Annotated in this window: 18 protein-coding genes and 4 tRNA genes; 12 read left to right on the top strand and 10 right to left on the bottom strand. The window is 61.2% G+C overall.

The genetic code is table 11. The annotated features are described in order from the left end of the window. Position 1: 1 nt before the first annotated feature. The 3 genes from BMZ46_RS25715 to yacG are packed head-to-tail and all read left to right on the top strand — an operon-like array spanning position 2 to position 1,691. Positions 2 to 874 carry a prepilin peptidase gene (locus BMZ46_RS25715; RefSeq protein WP_074691471.1) on the top strand — a complete coding sequence of 291 codons (873 nt, stop codon included), beginning with the start codon at positions 2 to 4 and terminating at the stop codon, positions 872 to 874. Continuing rightward, positions 871 to 1,494 (top strand): dephospho-CoA kinase, encoded by a 624-nt coding sequence (gene coaE / locus BMZ46_RS25720; protein WP_074691472.1) that lies wholly within the window; start codon positions 871 to 873, stop codon positions 1,492 to 1,494. The genes BMZ46_RS25715 and coaE overlap by 4 nt, the downstream gene beginning before the upstream one ends. Next, positions 1,491 to 1,691, top strand: coding sequence for a DNA gyrase inhibitor YacG (yacG, locus tag BMZ46_RS25725; RefSeq protein WP_011335983.1), 201 nt, complete (start codon positions 1,491 to 1,493; stop codon positions 1,689 to 1,691). Before coaE ends, yacG begins: the two co-directional genes overlap by 4 nt. A 5-nt stretch (positions 1,692 to 1,696) precedes the next feature. Here yacG and BMZ46_RS25730 read toward each other — a convergent pair whose 3' ends face one another. Together BMZ46_RS25730 and BMZ46_RS25735 are read right to left on the bottom strand one after the other, a co-directional pair. Continuing rightward, positions 1,697 to 1,912 carry a hypothetical protein gene (locus tag BMZ46_RS25730; RefSeq protein WP_007959584.1) on the bottom strand — a complete coding sequence of 72 codons (216 nt, stop codon included), beginning with the start codon at positions 1,910 to 1,912 and terminating at the stop codon, positions 1,697 to 1,699. A gap of 65 nt (positions 1,913 to 1,977) precedes the next feature. Then, positions 1,978 to 2,667 (bottom strand): energy-coupling factor ABC transporter permease, encoded by a 690-nt coding sequence (locus BMZ46_RS25735; RefSeq protein ID WP_074691473.1) that lies wholly within the window; start codon positions 2,665 to 2,667, stop codon positions 1,978 to 1,980. Between the two features lie 133 nt (positions 2,668 to 2,800). Here BMZ46_RS25735 and BMZ46_RS25740 point away from each other — a divergent pair, with 133 nt between their 5' ends. The 5 genes from BMZ46_RS25740 (at position 2,801) to BMZ46_RS25760 (ending at position 6,155) form a co-directional block, all read left to right on the top strand. Further along, positions 2,801 to 3,427: a DUF1780 domain-containing protein gene (locus BMZ46_RS25740; RefSeq protein WP_007959580.1), complete on the top strand. Its 627-nt coding sequence runs from the start codon at positions 2,801 to 2,803 to the stop codon at positions 3,425 to 3,427. Further along, positions 3,424 to 3,951 (top strand): MOSC domain-containing protein, encoded by a 528-nt coding sequence (locus BMZ46_RS25745; protein ID WP_039771669.1) that lies wholly within the window; start codon positions 3,424 to 3,426, stop codon positions 3,949 to 3,951. Before BMZ46_RS25740 ends, BMZ46_RS25745 begins: the two co-directional genes overlap by 4 nt. 51 nt (positions 3,952 to 4,002) lie before the next feature. Next, complete coding sequence (locus tag BMZ46_RS25750) at positions 4,003 to 4,176, top strand: DUF3094 domain-containing protein (RefSeq protein ID WP_007909875.1); 174 nt, start codon at positions 4,003 to 4,005, stop codon at positions 4,174 to 4,176. Between the two features lie 63 nt (positions 4,177 to 4,239). Further along, positions 4,240 to 5,538, top strand: coding sequence for an NAD(P)/FAD-dependent oxidoreductase (locus BMZ46_RS25755; RefSeq protein WP_064599500.1), 1,299 nt, complete (start codon positions 4,240 to 4,242; stop codon positions 5,536 to 5,538). Between the two features lie 209 nt (positions 5,539 to 5,747). After that, positions 5,748 to 6,155: an HvfA family oxazolone/thioamide-modified RiPP metallophore gene (locus BMZ46_RS25760; RefSeq protein ID WP_074691474.1), complete on the top strand. Its 408-nt coding sequence runs from the start codon at positions 5,748 to 5,750 to the stop codon at positions 6,153 to 6,155. Positions 6,156 to 6,230: 75 nt separating this feature from the next. Here the strand turns inward: BMZ46_RS25760 and BMZ46_RS25765 are convergent, their stop codons facing one another. From BMZ46_RS25765 to rluD, 8 genes are all read right to left on the bottom strand, one after another. Then, positions 6,231 to 7,856 carry a methyl-accepting chemotaxis protein gene (locus BMZ46_RS25765; RefSeq protein WP_074691475.1) on the bottom strand — a complete coding sequence of 542 codons (1,626 nt, stop codon included), beginning with the start codon at positions 7,854 to 7,856 and terminating at the stop codon, positions 6,231 to 6,233. Between the two features lie 160 nt (positions 7,857 to 8,016). Then, positions 8,017 to 8,093: transfer RNA gene (locus tag BMZ46_RS25770), tRNA-Pro, on the bottom strand. 97 nt (positions 8,094 to 8,190) lie between these two features. Further along, positions 8,191 to 8,266: transfer RNA gene (locus BMZ46_RS25775), tRNA-Lys, on the bottom strand. A gap of 5 nt (positions 8,267 to 8,271) precedes the next feature. Then, positions 8,272 to 8,348: transfer RNA gene (locus BMZ46_RS25780), tRNA-Pro, on the bottom strand. A gap of 9 nt (positions 8,349 to 8,357) precedes the next feature. Further along, a tRNA-Asn gene (locus BMZ46_RS25785) sits at positions 8,358 to 8,433 on the bottom strand. Positions 8,434 to 8,731: 298 nt separating this feature from the next. Beyond that, positions 8,732 to 11,296, bottom strand: coding sequence for an ATP-dependent chaperone ClpB (gene clpB / locus BMZ46_RS25790; protein ID WP_074691476.1), 2,565 nt, complete (start codon positions 11,294 to 11,296; stop codon positions 8,732 to 8,734). A gap of 129 nt (positions 11,297 to 11,425) precedes the next feature. Further along, on the bottom strand, positions 11,426 to 12,148 hold the full coding sequence (gene pgeF / locus BMZ46_RS25795) for a peptidoglycan editing factor PgeF (protein ID WP_074691477.1): 723 nt from the start codon (positions 12,146 to 12,148) through the stop codon (positions 11,426 to 11,428). Beyond that, on the bottom strand, positions 12,145 to 13,107 hold the full coding sequence (rluD, locus tag BMZ46_RS25800) for a 23S rRNA pseudouridine(1911/1915/1917) synthase RluD (RefSeq protein ID WP_011335991.1): 963 nt from the start codon (positions 13,105 to 13,107) through the stop codon (positions 12,145 to 12,147). The genes pgeF and rluD overlap by 4 nt, the downstream gene beginning before the upstream one ends. 152 nt (positions 13,108 to 13,259) lie before the next feature. Between rluD and BMZ46_RS25805 the strand changes: the two genes are divergently transcribed. From BMZ46_RS25805 to BMZ46_RS25820, 4 genes are all read left to right on the top strand, one after another. Beyond that, positions 13,260 to 14,276: an outer membrane protein assembly factor BamD gene (locus BMZ46_RS25805; RefSeq protein ID WP_007959566.1), complete on the top strand. Its 1,017-nt coding sequence runs from the start codon at positions 13,260 to 13,262 to the stop codon at positions 14,274 to 14,276. A gap of 125 nt (positions 14,277 to 14,401) precedes the next feature. Further along, positions 14,402 to 14,635, top strand: coding sequence for a PP0621 family protein (locus tag BMZ46_RS25810; protein ID WP_039771683.1), 234 nt, complete (start codon positions 14,402 to 14,404; stop codon positions 14,633 to 14,635). Beyond that, a complete protein-coding gene (locus BMZ46_RS25815) occupies positions 14,625 to 16,214 on the top strand; it encodes an ATP-binding protein (RefSeq protein ID WP_074691478.1) in 1,590 nt (529 codons plus the stop codon). Before BMZ46_RS25810 ends, BMZ46_RS25815 begins: the two co-directional genes overlap by 11 nt. Further along, positions 16,211 to 17,557 (top strand): sigma-54-dependent transcriptional regulator, encoded by a 1,347-nt coding sequence (locus BMZ46_RS25820; protein WP_074691479.1) that lies wholly within the window; start codon positions 16,211 to 16,213, stop codon positions 17,555 to 17,557. Before BMZ46_RS25815 ends, BMZ46_RS25820 begins: the two co-directional genes overlap by 4 nt. Positions 17,558 to 17,571: the final 14 nt, after the last annotated feature.

A 17,571-nucleotide genomic window follows, 5' to 3' on the forward strand; every position in this document is an offset into this window, starting at 1 on the left:
CATGCCTATCGACGAACTCCTCAGCCTGTATCCGCTGGCCTTTGTCTTCGCCGCGCTGCTGCTGGGGCTGGTGGTCGGCAGCTTCCTCAACGTGTTGATCTGGCGCCTGCCGAAAATGCTCGAGCGCGAATGGCGCCAGCAGGCTCACGATGTACTGGGCCTGCCCGGTGAATCGCCATTGCCCACCTACAACCTGATGCTGCCGCACTCGCAATGCCCGCACTGTGGCCACCGGATCCGCGCGTGGGAAAACATTCCCGTGTTGAGTTACGTGTTCCTGCGCGGGCGCTGTTCAAGTTGCAGCGCACCGATCAGCAAGCGTTACCCGCTGACCGAACTGGCTTGCGGCCTGCTCTCGGCATTCATTGCCTGGCACCTGGGTTTCGGCTGGCCGGCGTGCCTGTTGATCGTGCTGACCTGGGGCCTGTTGGCCATGAGCCTGATCGACACCGAACATCAATTGCTGCCTGACGTGCTGGTGCTGCCGCTGCTGTGGCTGGGGCTGATCGTCAACAGCTTCGAGCTGTTCGTGCCGCTGCACGACGCCCTGTGGGGCGCGGTGCTGGGCTATATGGCGCTGTGGTCGGTGTTCTGGCTGTTCAAACTGCTCACCGGCAAGGACGGCATCGGTCACGGCGATTTCAAGCTGCTGGCGCTGCTCGGGGCCTGGGGCGGCTGGCAGATTCTGCCGCTGACCATCCTCTTGTCCTCGCTGGTGGGCGCCGTGCTCGGGGTGATTTTGCTCAAGCTGCGCGACCAGAAAACCTCGACGCCGATCCCCTTCGGCCCGTATCTGGCAATTGCCGGCTGGATTGCCTTGCTCTGGGGTGGTCAAATAACCGGCTTCTATTGGCAGTTTGTCGGTTTGAAATGAATACCCCTGCGGAAAAACCCTGGATTCTCGGCCTGACCGGCGGCATCGGCAGCGGCAAAAGCGCCGCCGCCCAGCACTTCATTGATCTTGGTATCCACGTGGTGGACGCCGATCACGCGGCGCGCTGGGTGGTCGAACCGGGCCGCCCGGCGCTGGCGAAGATCGCCGAACACTTCGGCCCCGAAGTCCTGCAGGCCGACGGCACGCTGGATCGTGCAGCCCTGCGCAAACTGATTTTTGAAGTGCCGGAGCAACGGCGCTGGCTTGAGGCCTTGCTGCATCCGTTGATCGCCGAAGAAATCGCCCATCACCTGGCGCTGGCAAAATCGCCTTATGCGATTCTGGTTTCGCCGCTGCTGATCGAATCCGGGCAATACGCGATGACCCAACGCATCCTGGTAATCGACGCCCCGCAACAACTGCAGATCGAACGCACCTTGCAGCGTGACCAGACCAGCGAAGAGCAGGTCCAGGCGATCCTCAAGGCCCAGTCCAGCCGCGAAGACCGCGTCAGCCGTGCCGACGACGTGGTGGTCAACGACCGCGACCTCGCCTGGCTGCACAGCGAGGTCGAGCGCCTGCATCACTTTTACCTGACTTTATCCGGAGGCCAATCATGAGCCAGACCCCAACCGTCAACTGCCCGACTTGCGGCGCGCCCGTGGAATTCACCCCGGAAAACAAATACCGTCCGTTCTGCTCGGACCGCTGCAAACTGATCGACCTCGGCGCCTGGGCGTCGGAAGAGCACAAGATTCCGGTGGCCCCGGATGCCGAGGACGAACTGTTTTCCGGCGATTTCGACCCGCGTCACTGATCCCGTCAGGGCCGCATGAAGCCGTAGTCCTGATCGTCGTCGAGGTTTTCCGCCAGAAAGCGCAACTCGTCGGCCAGGTCTTCGGCGTTGCGCACCGCCTTGCTCTGCTGCACCACCGCACTGAGCAAGGCGCGCAGGCTCAGGCCCGGATCGAACCCCACCTCCTGCGCCATCTCCAGACTCTGCCGGGTTTCCTGCCTCGCCCACTCGTACACGCTCATGCCGCTGCTCCTGAAGGAATTTGGCCGAGCATGAAATGCCGCGCACAGAGTGAATTTGATGTGGATCAAGACTTGGGATCGTCGTCCTTCCAGGGCGCCGAAAGGTAGCGGGTACGGTTGAAGGTCTCCAGCCATTCCGGGCAGAACACCACCAGCGCGCTGACCACCATGCCGTTGATGAAGGCTTCGGGAAAAATCAGCAGCCACAGGTAACCGATGAAATCTTCCAGCCATTCCGGCATGGCAAACAGGCCGTCGTACCAGAGCAAGGTCAGGCTCAGCGTCAGGCAGAACAACGCCGATAGCGCGGCGGCGAAAAAGCCGGAACAGAAGATGTACACGAACGGATTGCGCGGCTGGGCGCGCTCGACCAGGATCGCCACGCATTCGGTGATCAGCACCGGCAACAGGATCAGCAAGGTGCCATTGACCCCGACGGCCACCAGATCCTGTCGCCCCAGCAGCACCAGCCCCAGTTGGGCCACCAGTGCGCCGACGATCGCCAGCGGCCAGTCCAGCAGCAGCGTCACCGCTGTCATGCCGATGAAGTGGTAAGACACCCCGGTGTCGAAGTCCCTGCGCACCAGCCACAGCAGAAACAACGCGAACACCGTGCCGAACAGCAAGTGCTGACGGCGGTTGTCGCTGAACAGCTCGACCCACGGTGCGCGGACAATCGCCCAGAGCAACACCGGCAGGTAAATCAGCCAGCCGAGGGTCAGACTTGCCGATGACAGCAGTTCTGCACCGATCATGATCCCATCACCTTCATTCGCACCGCAGACTCCTTTGATTGGCGCTCCTGCGGCGAAGTCTACACCTGCACGGCGGCACATCTGCCGATGCAAAGCTTTCTGCTTGTCGCAATTGAACGCTAAGCTTGGGCCTATGGATGACTCAGATTACTTACGCCTGCTGACCATTGCGGCCGAGCAAGCCAACGCTTTCCTGTCCAATGCCCGCAAATGGGAGCGTGAGCGTTGGGTCTGCCAGCGCCTGCTGCAAGGCTTGAACATTCCTTATCGCGCCGACGAATTCGCCCCGGCCGGTGAGCCGCCGGACGTGCTGTTTCGCGACGCCAATTTCGAGGTGTTTTTCGTCCTCGATGAAGGTCGTCGGCTGAACGACGAATGGCGCGATGAGCTGCAACGTCGGCGCAGTGCGTTTTCCCTCAGCCAACTGGTGCGCCGTGAAGCCAAGCCGCGGCGGATTCCGGCCAATGAATTTCTGCTGAGACTGGCGCCGACCTTGCGCAAGAAAGCGCACAACTACAAGGAACGCGGCATGGATCTCGGCGAGCTGGACATCATTGCCTTCGCCAGCCTCAAGCGCGAAGTGCTCGACCTCAACAGCCACTTTCCGCCGCCCACCGAATACCTGCGCCAGGGCTGGCGTTCGCTGTCGCTGGTCGGACCTACGTTCGCCCGGGTGCTGTTCGCCCATCCCGATGCCCCGGATTTTCTGCGCGGCAATCTGGGGCGCAGCATCGTGTTCGATGTAGGGATCAGCCTGTGACGCCGCTTCAACAATTGATCGCCGAGGTCCCGCAGAGCGGCCGCGTACGCTGGATTGGCGTGCGTCCTGAATCTCGTGGGCCGATGCTCGAGCTCGACGCCGTAGAAGCACGCCTTGAAGCGGGACTGACCGGGGATCATGCCCGCCCCGGAGTACGTAACGCCCGACAGGTCACGCTGATTCAGTTCGAACACCTGGCCGTGATCAGTGCATTGATGGGCCGTCCCCACGAGCATCCGGTCAGGCCTGAAGATCTGCGGCGCAATCTCGTTATCAGCGGGATCAACCTGTTCAGCCTCAAGGGGCGGCGCTTTCGCATTGGTCAGGCGATTTTCGAAACCACGGGCTGGTGTCAGCCGTGCGCGCGCCTGCAGAACAACCTCGGCCCGGGCACGTTCCAGGCCGTGCGCGGGCATGGCGGAATCACTGCGCGAGTGTTACAAAGCGGGATCATTCGCCTCGGGGACAGTGTGTCTGTCGAACCGGTCCCGGACAGTGGCTATGCTGCGTTCAATCCCGGTTGAAAACCGCTGTAGCGTGTTCTCATTCAGTAACGTCTACCTGACGAGGCCTTTATGACCAGCCGCCTGAACCCCGAAGACCAGAAGCATGTCGAAGAGTACCTGCAGTTGTCCCAACACCGTGTCGAGCGCCGGCCATTCCGGCCGTGGATGCTCCTGGTGCTGGTGCTGGCAGTGACCATTGGTCTGGGCCTGTTGAGCCGATTTATCAGTTACCTGACGCTATGAGCTGCATCGCGCTCGCTCGGGTAGCCGTACCGATTTCCTTTAAAAACCTTGCGAGCTATCCCTATGTCCCATCGTATTGTCATTGTCGGCGGCGGCGCCGGCGGTCTGGAGTTGGCTACCCGTCTGGGTAAGACTCTGGGCAAACGCGGCACCGCCAGCATCATGCTGGTCGACGCGAACCTCACGCACATCTGGAAACCGCTGCTGCACGAAGTGGCCGCCGGATCGCTGAACTCTTCCGAAGACGAACTCAACTATGTCGCCCAGGCCAAATGGAACCACTTCGAGTTCCAGCTGGGGCGCATGAGCGGGCTCGATCGTGAGCAGAAGAAGATCCAGCTGGCCGCCACCTACGACGAAAACGGCGTTGAACTGGTCCCGGCGCGGGAAGTGCCCTATGACTCGCTGGTGATCGCGGTCGGCAGCACCACCAACGATTTCGGCACCCAGGGCGCCGCGCAGCACTGCCTGTTCCTCGACACCCGCAAGCAGGCCGAGCGCTTTCACCAGCAACTGCTCAATCACTATCTGCGTGCTCACGCCGGGCAGACCGATGTGGTCCAGCAAATCAGCGTGGCTATCGTTGGCGCCGGCGCCACGGGCGTCGAACTGGCGGCCGAGCTGCACAACGCGGCCCATGAACTGGCGGCTTACGGTCTGGACCGGATCAAACCGGAAAACATGCACATCACCCTGATCGAAGCCGGGCCACGGGTGCTGCCAGCCCTGCCGGAGCGGATCAGCGGGCCGGTGCACAAGACCCTGGAGAAGCTCGGGGTCAACGTGATGACCAATGCCTCGGTCAGCCAGGTCACCGCCGACAGCTTGATCACTGCCGACGGCAACGAAATCAAGGCGAGCCTGAAAGTCTGGGCCGCCGGGATCCGCGCACCGGGTTTCCTCAAGGACATCGACGGTCTGGAAACCAACCGCATCAATCAGCTGCAAGTGCTGCCGACGCTGCAGACCACCCGCGACGAAAACATCTTCGCCTTTGGTGACTGCGCCGCCTGCCCGCAACCGGGTTCGGATCGCAACGTTCCGCCACGGGCCCAGGCTGCGCACCAGCAGGCGTCGCTGCTGGCCAAATCGCTGAAACTGCGGATCGAAGGCAAGACCCTGCCGGAGTACAAGTACACCGACTACGGCTCGCTGATTTCGCTGTCGCGTTTTTCGGCTGTGGGTAACTTGATGGGTAACCTGACCGGCAGCGTGATGCTCGAAGGCTGGCTGGCGCGGATGTTTTACGTGTCGCTGTACCGCATGCACCAGATGGCGCTGTACGGGCCGTTCCGCACAGCGATGCTGATGCTCGGCAGCAAGATCGGACGCGGCACCGAGCCACGCCTGAAGCTGCACTGATGTAAAACACCGTGGGGGCGGGCTCGCCCTCACGGTGTTTTGTTTTCTACTGTATCTGCCCCCGCTTTCCCCACCTTCGCTTACAAACGCCACGCTCCTCGACACAGACGCGATACACCGCCACCGCTTAATGGCCACACCCGAGCACACCTGCTCCGGCTTGATCGCCCTTAACGTGTGGTTGCGCAGTGCAACCGAAGGAGAATGCAATGTCCCGTACTGCGAAAATCGGCAAAAACTCCCTTGGCCTGGTCGGTGCCGTACTGGCCGGCGGCCTGATGCTGTCCGGCTCGGTGTTTGCCGCGCAACCGCTGGCCCAGGGCTACATGGTCGCTTCGGCCGAGACCTCGGTGAAAACTCCGGAAGGCAAATGCGGTGAAGGCAAATGCGGCGATGCGTCGATGGCCAAGACCGACACCGATGGCGACGGCAAGGTCTCCCGCGCCGAGTTTCTGAAAGTTGCACCGAAGTCCGACTTCGACAAGATCGACACCAACCACGACGGCTTCATCGACGAGCAAGAGGCGTACAACAACGTCAAAGCCAATTTCGAAGCCAACGGCAAGAAAATGCCGAAAGGTCTGTTCGAACACCTGAAAGACCAGGACGGTGCCTGATTTTTTTCAGCCTGTCCGACAAAACAAAGCCGCGCTTTCTCTGACAAGAAGCGCGGCTTTTTCACGCCTGCATGATTACAGCTGGAAGCGTCGCACCATGCCCTGCAGGGCATTGGCCAGTTGCGACAGTTCATGGCTCGACGCGTTGGTTTGATCGGCACCGGCCGCCGAACGCACCGACAGATCGCGTATGTTCACCAGATTGCGATCCACTTCCCGCGCCACTTGCGCCTGCTCTTCGGCGGCGCTGGCGATCACCAGATTGCGCTCGTGGATTTCGTGTACCGAAGCCGTGATCGTCTGCAACGCTTCACCGGCCCGCTCGGCCAGCACCAGTGTGGTGGCAGCGCGCGAGGCACTGGCCTGCATCGACTCCAGCGCCAGGCTCGAACCGCTGCGCATGCCCTGCACCATCTGCTCGATTTCCTGGGTCGATTGCTGCGTGCGATAAGCCAGCGCCCGGACTTCATCGGCGACCACGGCAAACCCGCGCCCGCTCTCCCCGGCCCGCGCGGCTTCGATGGCGGCGTTGAGCGCCAGCAGGTTGGTCTGTTCGGCGATCGCCCGGATCACGTCCAGCACCTTGCCGATGTCCTGCGACTGGTTGGCCAGCGATTGCACCAGTTCGCCGGTGTGCTCGACTTCGCTGGCCAGGGCGTTGATGGCGTCGGCAGTTTCGCTGACCCGTTCCTGGCCCAACTGCGCCGATTCGCTGGACTGGCGGGTGGCGTCGGACGTCGACACCGCATTGCGGGCGACTTCCTCAACCGCCGTAGTCATCTCATTGACGGCGGTGGCGGCCTGTTCGATTTCGTTGTTCTGTTGTTGCAGGCCCTGCGTGCTGTCATGGGTGACCGCGCTCAGTTCGTCGGAAGCGGTCGCCAGTTGCGTGGCCGAGCCGCTGATGCCCTGCAGGGTTTCGCGCAGGTTCTGCTGCATGGTTGCCAACGCCTTGAGCAGCCGGCTGACCTCATCGTTGCCGTGAGTTTCGATCGGGCGGGTCAGATCGCCTCTGGCGACGTGCTCAGCGGCGTCGACGGCGGCGCTCAGGGGGCGGACGATGCTGCGGGTCAGCAACATGGCCAGAGCCACGGTGGCCAGCGCCGCCAGCGCGATAAACAGGGTCACGATGGTGCGCGAGGTTTCGTAGTGGGCCGCAGAGTTCTGGCTTTCGGCGGCGACCTGGCGGGCGAACAGATCCGCCAGGTCGTTGAGTTGTTTGCCGGAGCCGTCGACCACGGTTTTCATGTCGACCAGCAGCAGCTTGGTCAGCTCGTCGCGCTTGCCCTGCTCGGCGAGGGTGAACGACTGGGCGATCCCGGTGCGGTAGGCGGCGAAGGTTTTCTTGAACTGTTCATACAACTGCTGACCTTCCGGGGTCGTCACCAGTCGGTCGTAAGCGGCGATTTTCTCGCTCAGTTCCTTGTCGCGGGTGTCCATCTGGCTGCGGTACGTGGCGATATTGGCTGGATCCTGGTCCAGCGCCATGCGCAAGGAGATGGTGCGGATGCGCAGCATGATTTCGCGGATCTCGTCGCCGCCGCGAATGCTCGGCAGCCACTGCGTCTCTACCGCCACTTCGCTGTCGCGGATGCTCGACATCTGCCCCAGCGCGAACACCCCGAGCAACGCCACCAGTAACGCGATCAGGGCAAAGCCCAGAGCGGCGCGGGGAGCAATATTCAACTGACGAAGCAACATGACGAACGCCCTTTTTCTTGTATTGGCAGAATTCAGGGGCGTTTGATTCGGCAGGCCCCTTTCGTTAGCGGGCTATCGGCAAGTTGTATGACGACTTGAATGAAACATTTCCGGAGGGCAAAAAAAATCCCCGTATCTTTCGATACGAGGATTTTTAATATGGTCGGGGTAGGGGGATTCGAACTCCCGACATCCTGCTCCCAAAGCAGGCGCGCTACCGGACTGCGCTATACCCCGGTAAAAAAAAGGCGACCTTTCAAAGATCGCCTTCTTCGATCAGCGCTTTTGGCCTCTGATCTTAAGATTCGATCCCAGTGTTACCTGGTTTCAAAAATGGTGGGTCGTGTGGGATTCGAACCTACGACCAATTGGTTAAAAGCCAACTGCTCTACCAACTGAGCTAACGACCCAAAAATGGTCGGGGTAAGGGGATTCGAACTCCTGACATCCTGCTCCCAAAGCAGGCGCGCTACCGGACTGCGCTATACCCCGGTTTGAAATTGGCTCCGTGACCAGGACTCGAACCTGGGACCCAATGATTAACAGTCATTTGCTCTACCGACTGAGCTATCACGGAACTACACATTTCAATTTACTACGGTGAAACTTGCAGCTTCTCGACATCGTTTTCGCATCGCTGCGTTCGTGTGTCTGAGGCGCGCTATTCTACAACCTAGAACACCTCTGTCAACCCCCTAAATTGCTTTCAAGTTAATGATTTGCAACTTATTTCAGATTTCTGCCCAGTGAGCTGAAACCCTGTTGGTGACTGACTGCGGGGCGCACTTTACAAGCCTTTTCCTTTGAGTTCAACAGCCTGGCGAAAAAAAAGGCCTCGCATTGCGAGGCCTTGATGACGACACCACCGTCGGGCGTCAGTTGAACGTGATCTCGTCGTTCTCCACGACGCCGGTAGCGGTCTCGCCTGGCAGGAAACGTCCCGACAGAATCAACTGTGCCAACGGGTTCTCGATCCAGCGCTGGATCGCCCGCTTCAGCGGCCGTGCGCCATAGACCGGGTCGTAGCCGACGGCAATCAGCTTGTCCATCGCTTCCGGGCTCAGCTCCAGCTTCAGCTCGCGCTCGGCCAGACGGCTGCGCAGACGGCCCAGCTGGATCTCGGTAATGCCCGCGATCTGATCCCGCGCCAATGGCTCGAAAATCACCACTTCGTCGACCCGGTTGATGAACTCCGGACGGAAGTGGGTGGAAATCGCATCCAACACCGCTGCCCGTTGTGCTTCACGATCACCGACCAGTTCCTGGATCTGCATCGAACCGAGGTTGGAGGTCATGACGATCACGGTATTGCGGAAGTCCACCGTGCGGCCATGACTGTCGGTCAGACGGCCATCCTCCAGCACTTGCAGCAGGATGTTGAACACGTCCGGGTGCGCCTTCTCGACTTCGTCCAGCAGGATCACCGAGTAAGGCTTGCGCCGTACCGCTTCGGTCAGGTAACCGCCCTCTTCATAGCCGACGTAGCCCGGTGGTGCACCAATCAGCCGCGCCACGGAATGTTTCTCCATGAACTCGGACATGTCGATCCGCACCATCGCCTCTTCAGTGTCGAAGAGGAACTCGGCCAGCGCCTTGCACAGCTCGGTTTTACCGACCCCGGTCGGGCCGAGGAACATGAACGAGCCGCTCGGGCGATTCGGGTCGGACAACCCGGCACGGGAACGCCGCACCGCGTTGGCCACTGCAACCACCGCTTCGTCCTGGCCGATCACGCGTTGATGCAACAGGCTTTCCATCTTCATCAGCTTGTCGCGCTCGCCTTCGAGCATTTTCGACACCGGAATACCGGTCCACTTCGAAACGACTTCGGCGATTTCCTCTTCGGTCACCTTGCTGCGCAGCAACTGGTTTTCGCTTTTGCCATGCTGGTCGACCATTTGCAGGCTGCGTTCCAGATCCGGGATCACCCCGTACTGCAACTCGGCCATGCGGTTCAGATCGCCTTTACGGCGCGCGGCTTCCAGCTCCTGACGGGACTGTTCGATCTTCTGCTGAATCTGCGCAGAGCCCTGCACCTCGGCTTTTTCCGAGTTCCAGATTTCTTCCAGATCGGAGTACTCACGCTCGTGGCGATCGATTTCTTCCTGGAGTTTCTCCAGACGTTTCTTCGCCGCGTCGTCGCTTTCTTTCTTCAGCGCTTGGGATTCTACTTTCAGTTGAATCAGTCGCCGCTCAAGACGATCCAGCACTTCCGGCTTGGAGTCGATCTCCATGCGGATGCGGCTGGCCGCTTCGTCGATCAGGTCGATCGCCTTGTCCGGCAGCTGTCGGTCAGTGATGTAGCGATGGCTGAGCCTGGCCGCCGCGATGATCGCGCCGTCGGTGATCGCCACCTTGTGGTGAACCTCGTAACGCTCCTTGAGGCCACGCAGGATCGCGATGGTGTCTTCTTCGCTCGGCTCGTCCACCAGCACTTTCTGGAAGCGCCGCTCGAGGGCCGCGTCCTTCTCTATATATTGGCGGTACTCGTTGAGCGTGGTCGCGCCGACGCAATGCAGTTCACCACGGGCCAGGGCCGGTTTGAGCATGTTGCCGGCGTCCATCGAGCCTTCGCCCTTGCCGGCGCCGACCATGGTGTGCAGTTCGTCGATGAACAGAATGATCTGCCCTTCCTGCTTCGACAGCTCGTTGAGCAGCGCTTTCAGGCGCTCTTCGAACTCACCGCGATACTTGGCGCCGGCAATCAGCGCGCCCATATCGAGAGACAGCAGGCGTTTGCCACGCAGGCCATCCGGCACTTCGCCGTTGATGATGCGCTGGGCCAGCCCTTCGGCAATCGCGGTTTTACCCACGCCAGGTTCGCCGATCAGCACCGGGTTGTTCTTGGTGCGGCGTTGCAAGACCTGAATGGTGCGACGGATTTCATCGTCACGGCCGATCACCGGGTCAAGCTTGCCTTCTTCGGCGCGCTTGGTCAGGTCGACGGTGTACTTATCCAGTGCCTGACGCGACTCTTCGTGGTTGGCGTCATTGACCGCCTCGCCACCGCGCAGGTTGTTGATCGCATTCTCCAGCGCTTTCTTGCTCACGCCCTGGCCGAGCAGCAACTTGCCGAGCTTGCTGTTCTCGTCCATCGCGGCGAGCAGCACCAGCTCGCTGGAAATGAACTGGTCGCCCTTCTGCTGGGCCAGACGGTCGGCCTGATTGAGCAGACGTGCCAGATCCTGCGACATGTTGACGTCGCCGGTCGGGTTCTGGATTTTCGGTAATTGATCGAGCTCTTTGGTCAGCTCTTTACGCAAGCTGTTGACGTCGAAGCCCACCTGCATCAACAGGGGTTTGATCGAACCACCCTGTTGTTCAAGCATGGCTTGCATCAGATGCGCCGGCTCGATGGCTGGATGATCGTGGCCGACGGCCAAAGATTGGGCATCGGACAACGCCAACTGCAATTTGCTGGTTAAACGGTCTATACGCATGGGTCACCTTCCTTTTGAGCAGGCCGGACCTGAAAACCATCCTGAATAAAGAAACCTGCCAGATACCGCTATAGATGCGGTCGATTCTGGAAGATTCAAGCGTCAGGGAGTTGATGCAGATCAGAGAGTTTAGCGGGTAAGCCAGACTAAAGAGGCGAAGCGACCAGTGCGAGGCGCACGGCGATAGGAAAAGAAGCGCGGATCGGTCACTGTACAGAAACCGCCACCATAAACAGCGGTGACACCGCGGACTGCCAGACGCAGCCGCGCCAGCTTATAGATGTCAGCCATGAACTTGCCGGCGTTGTGGCTCGGGACAAAGGCTGTCTCGGCTTCGGGCAATTGATTGATGAAGACTTCCCGGACTTCGGGACCGACTTCAAAGGCTTGCGGGCCGATGGCCGGACCGAGCCAGACCAGAACGTCTTCGGCGGACACATCCAGACTGTCGAGGGTGGCTTCCAGCACGCCGGCTGCCAATCCACGCCAACCGGCATGAGCCGCCGCCACGCGAGTACCGGCACGGTCGCAGAACAGCGCCGGCAGGCAATCGGCAGTCATTGCTGCACACGCGATACCGGGCGTTGCCGTCCAGCTGGCATCCGCCGTGGCCACCACGGACGGATCCGCATGCGCCACGGCAATCCCGTGCACTTGCTGCAACCAGGCAGGCTTTATAGAGAAGTGTTCGGTCAGGCGCCGACGGTTTTCGGCGACGGCCTCCGGGCGGTCATCGACATGATCGCCCAGGTTGAGGCTGTCGAACGGCGCCTCGCTGACGCCGCCCTCGCGGGTGGTGACACAGGCCTTGACGCTGGCCGGCGCGGGCCAGTCCGGCGTCAGCCAGTTCATCCGACGAATGCCTCGCGATCCTGCTTGAGCAGGGTCAGCAGCCACACCAGATCTTCCGGCAGCGGCGATTCCCAGCTCATGCGCTCACCGGTGGTCGGGTGATCCAGCTCAAGGAACCGCGCGTGCAGGGCCTGACGCGGGAAGTGCTTGAGGGATTCGACCATGGTCTGGCTCGCGGCCGGCGGAATGCGGAAACGACCGCCGTACGCCGGGTCGCCGACCAACGGGAAGTTGATGTGCGCCATGTGCACGCGAATCTGGTGGGTACGACCGGTTTCCAGCTTCACCCGTACGTGGGTGTGGGAACGGAAGCGCTCCAGCACGCGGTAGTGGCTGACGGCCGGCTTGCCGCCTTCCATCACCGCCATGCGCTGACGCTGCTGGCCGTGGCGGCCGATCGGGGCGTTGATCTTGCCGCCGGCGGTCACCACGCCGATCACGATGCACTCGTAGATCCGGCTGACGCTGCGGCTTTGCAGCTGCGCGACCAGTTTGGTCTGCGCCTGAATGGTCTTGGCCACCACCATCAGACCGGTGGTGTCCTTGTCCAGACGATGCACGATACCGGCGCGCGGGACATTGATGATGTCCGGCACGTGGTGCAGCAAGGCGTTGAGCAAGGTGCCATCAGCGTGACCGGCAGCCGGGTGCACCACCAGGCCCGCAGGCTTGTTGATCACCAGAATGTCGTCGTCTTCATAGACGATGTCGAGTTCGATGTCCTGAGCGACCCATTCACCCTGGGCCTCCTGCTCGGCAGTGAGCTCAAGAATGGCACCGCCATGAACGATGTCGCGCGGGCGGATGACCGCCCCGTCCACAGTCAGGCGACCTTCTTTGATCCAGGCGGAAAGGCGCGAGCGCGAGTGCTCGGCGAAGAGTTGGGCGGCGACTTGATCGAGGCGTTGGCCGCCCAATTCGGACGGCACCTCTGCGCGAAGTTCAATTTTATCGGACATGCTCGGACTGGGCGTCGGCTACAGCCTTTGGTTTCGGCTGCGCGCTTGTGGTTAAATACGGCGTCTTTTGCCCCGGGGCTTTTCAACGGGGCGCTCATCATAACAGGACGGCCCCGCCCAAGACAGCGGCCGTCATAGGGACGCAAGCCGCCATGCAAGTGAAACACCTGCTGCTGATCGCCATCCTCGCATTGACCGCTGCTTGCTCATCGAAGGAAGTCGTAGACGAAAACCTGAGTGAAGCCGAGCTGTACCAGCAGGCTCAACAGGACCTGGACAACAACAGCTACACCAGCGCCACAGCCAAGCTGAAGGCTCTGGAGTCGCGTTATCCGTTCGGTCGCTATGCCGATCAGGCTCAGCTGGAACTGATCTATGCCAACTACAAGAACGCCGAGCCGGAAGCTGCAAAGTCCGCCGCCGAGCGTTTCATTCGTCTGCACCCGCAGCACCCGAACGTGGATTACGCCTACTACCTGAAAGGTCTGACTTCGTTCGACCAGGACGTCGGCCTGCTGGCGCGCTTCCTGCCGCTGGACATGACCAAGCGTGACCCGGGTGCCGCCCGCGACTCCTACAATGAGTTCGCCCAGCTGACCAGCCGCTACCCGAACAGCCGCTACGCGCCTGACGCCAAGCAGCGCATGATCTACCTGCGCAACCTGCTGGCCGCGTACGAAATCCACGTGGCCGACTACTACCTGACCCGTCAGGCCTATGTCGCCGCTGCCAACCGTGGTCGTTATGTAGTGGAAAACTTCCAGGAAACCCCATCGGTCGGTGACGGCCTGGCGGTGATGACCGAAGCCTACCAGCGCCTGCATCTGGACGAACTGGCGGCCACCAGTCTGGAAACCCTGAAGCTCAACTACCCGAACCACCCGAGCCTGCAGGACGGTCAGTTCGTGCCTCGCGTTGCCGAAGCCGACAACCGTTCGTTCCTGAGCAAGGCCACCCTGGGTCTGATCGAATCCCGTCCGCCGCTGCCGCCGGGAGAGACCCGCGCCAACCAGGACGTGCAGAAGCAGTTCCAGGACGCGAAAGACGCGATCCCGAACGAACTAAAGCCTAAAGACGAAAACGGCGACGTGATCGAAGAGCCGGAACCGGAGTCGAGCGACAGCGACCGTTCCATCTTCAGCTACATGACCTTCGGTCTGTTCGACTGATCACTGCGGTGATGCCAAAAAGGGAGATCTTCGGATCTCCCTTTTTATTGCGGCGTGTGATTGGGCTGTGCGCCTGTCGGGTCCTTGGCTAAACTGCCGGATCATTAGCCGAAAAGCCGCCCATCATGCTTCGTTTACTGTTCTGGATTGCCTTGATCGCCGCCGCTGTCTGGTTGTGGCGCAAATTCAAGGCCCCCGCCTCGTCCACCCGATCGCCTCGCGAACAGGATGCCGCGCCGATGGTGCGTTGCGCCCATTGCGGCGTGCACCTGCCCCGCGACCGCGCGCTGAACCTTCAACAACAGTGGTATTGCAGCCAGGCTCACCTTGAGCAAGGCCCCGGTTCCAGTGATCGCTGAGGCTGACAACGCCGACAGCAAACAGGCCCAGCGACTGCTGCGTCTCTATCATCTGTACCGTTTAAGTGTCGGCATCACCCTGGTGCTGCTGATCTCCAGCAACATGGACAACCGCCTGCTGACCTCGGCCAACGACGAGTGGCTGCGCAATGGCAGCTGGTTGTACCTGGTGCTGAACATCCTGCTGGTGGTGTTCCTCGAGAACATCCGCCGCCCGGCCCAGTTGTTCGCTCTGGCACTGGTCGACATTCTGCTGCTGTGCGGCGTGTTCTACGCAGCGGGCGGTGTGGCCAGTGCGATTGGCAACTTGCTGATCGTTTCGGTGGCCATCAGCAACACCTTGCTGCGACGACGTATCGGCTTGCTGATCGCCGCCATCGCCACCCTCGGCATCGTCGGGCTCAGCTTTCTGCTGAGTTTCAGCCATCCCCTGAGCGCCAACGACTATCTGCAGGCCGGCACCCTCGGCGCCTTGTGCTTCGCCGCCTCGCTGCTGGTGCAGGGATTGATGCGCCGTCTCGAAGTCAGCGAGAACCTGGCCGAGCTGCGCGCCAGCGAAGTGGTGGGGCTCGAAGCCCTCAACGCGCTGATCCTGCAACGCATGCGCACCGGCATTCTGGTGCTCGACGAACAGCGCCGGGTGCAACTGGCCAACCACAGCGCGAGGACCTTGCTGGGCCAAACGCACCTTGAAGGCGACCTGATCGACGAGCACTCGAGCGCATTGGTCGAACGCCTGCAACTGTGGCTGAACAACCCGACCCTGCGCCCGCAAAGCCTGAAAATCGCCGGCAATGGCCTGGAGCTGCAGCCGAGCTTCATCGCCCTGGAACAGAGTCCGAACCGCCAGACCCTGGTGTTTCTCGAAGACCTCGCCCAGATCGCCCAGCAGGCCCAGCAATTGAAACTGGCCGCGCTGGGCCGGCTGACCGCCGGTATCGCCCATGAAATCCGCAATCCGCTGGGGGCCATCAGTCATGCCGCGCAGCTGTTGCAGGAATCCGAGGAACTCGACGGCGCGGATCGGCGTCTGACGCAGATCATTCAAGACCACTCCCAGCGCATGAACCGAGTCATCGAAAACGTCCTGCAACTGTCCCGCCGCCAGCAGAGCGCACCGCAACGGCTCGACCTCAAACCGTGGCTGGAGCAGTTCGTCGACGAGAGCCGCGAACAGGCCGGCGAGCGCCAGCACATTCATCTGCACATCGGCCCGGGGGATTTTCGCACCCTGATGGATCCGGGCCAGCTCACACAGATTCTCGACAATCTGTTACGCAACGGCTGGCGCCACAGCGCCCTGTTGCACGATCCGGCCGAGATCTGGCTGACGCTGTTCATCGACCCCGAGAGCACGCTGGCCGTGCTCGAAGTGCAAGACAACGGCCCCGGCGTGCCGCTCGATCAGCAGGCTCACCTGTTCGAACCGTTCTTTACCACCAGCAGCCAGGGCACCGGCCTTGGGCTTTATCTGTCCCGTGAGCTGTGCGAAAGCAATCAAGCGCGCCTAGACTTCAAATCACGCCAAGGCGGCGGCTGCTTTCGCATCACCTTTGCTCACGGACGGAAACAAAGTTGAACACGAGCCCACGGCAAAAAATCCTCATCGTCGACGACGAGCCGGATATCCGCGAACTCCTGGAAATCACCCTGGGACGGATGAAACTCGACACCTTCAGCGCACGCAATCTCAATGAAGCCCAGGCGCTGCTGCGCCGCGAGAGCTTCGATCTGTGCCTGACCGACATGCGCCTGCCCGACGGCACCGGCCTGGAACTGGTGCAGCACATTCAGCAACGTTATCCACAACTGCCGGTGGCGATGATCACCGCGTACGGCAGCCTGGAAACAGCAATCAACGCCCTCAAGGCCGGGGCTTTCGACTTCCTGACCAAACCGGTGGACCTGACACGCCTGCGCGAGCTGGTCGGCTCGGCGTTGCGCATGCCGGCGCCGGGCAATGTCTGCACTTCGATCGACCGGCGGCTGCTCGGCGATTCACCGCCGATGCGCAACCTGCGCAAGCAGATCGACAAACTGGCCCGCAGCCAGGCACCGGTGTACATCAGCGGCGAGTCCGGCAGCGGCAAGGAGCTGGTGGCCCGATTGATTCATGAACAAGGCCCCCGCGCCAATCAGCCGTTCGTGCCGGTGAACTGCGGGGCGATTCCTTCAGAGTTGATGGAGAGCGAGTTCTTCGGCCACCGCAAAGGCAGTTTCAGCGGTGCAGTGGAGGATAAACCAGGACTGTTTCAGGCGGCCCATGGCGGCACACTGTTTCTCGATGAAGTGGCGGATCTGCCGCTGCCGATGCAGGTCAAGCTGCTGCGGGCGATCCAGGAAAAAGCCGTGCGCAGCGTCGGCGGGCAACAGGAAACCGTGGTCGATGTGCGCATCCTCTGCGCGACGCACAAAGACCTCGATGCGGAAGTGGCTGCCGAGCGTTTCCGTCAGGATCTGTATTACCGGCTGAACGTGATCGAACTGCGTGTGCCGTCACTGCGCGAACGTCGCGAGGACATCGAAGCGTTGGCCGGCCATGTGCTCAAGCGCCTGGCCAATGGCACCGGGCAACCGGCGGCACGTCTTCACCCCCATGCACTCGAAGCGCTGAAAAACTACCGTTTTCCGGGCAACGTGCGGGAGCTGGAGAACGTGCTCGAGCGGGCACACACCCTGTGTGAAAACCGCACGATCGAGGCCGAGGATTTACGCCTGAGTGAAGGTAATGGCACCGCTGAAGGCGGCATTGCCGATCTCACGCAGATCGACAATCTGGAAGACTATCTGGAAAGCGTCGAACGCAAACTGATTCTGCAGGCGCTGGAGGAAACCCGCTGGAATCGCACGGCGGCGGCGCAGCGGTTGAGCCTGTCATTTCGGTCGATGCGCTACAGGCTCAAGAAGCTCGGGCTGGACTGAGAGCCCCTTCGCGG

It is taken from the genome of Pseudomonas sp. NFIX49, assembly GCF_900115915.1.
Lineage (GTDB): Bacteria > Pseudomonadota > Gammaproteobacteria > Pseudomonadales > Pseudomonadaceae > Aquipseudomonas > Aquipseudomonas pharyngis.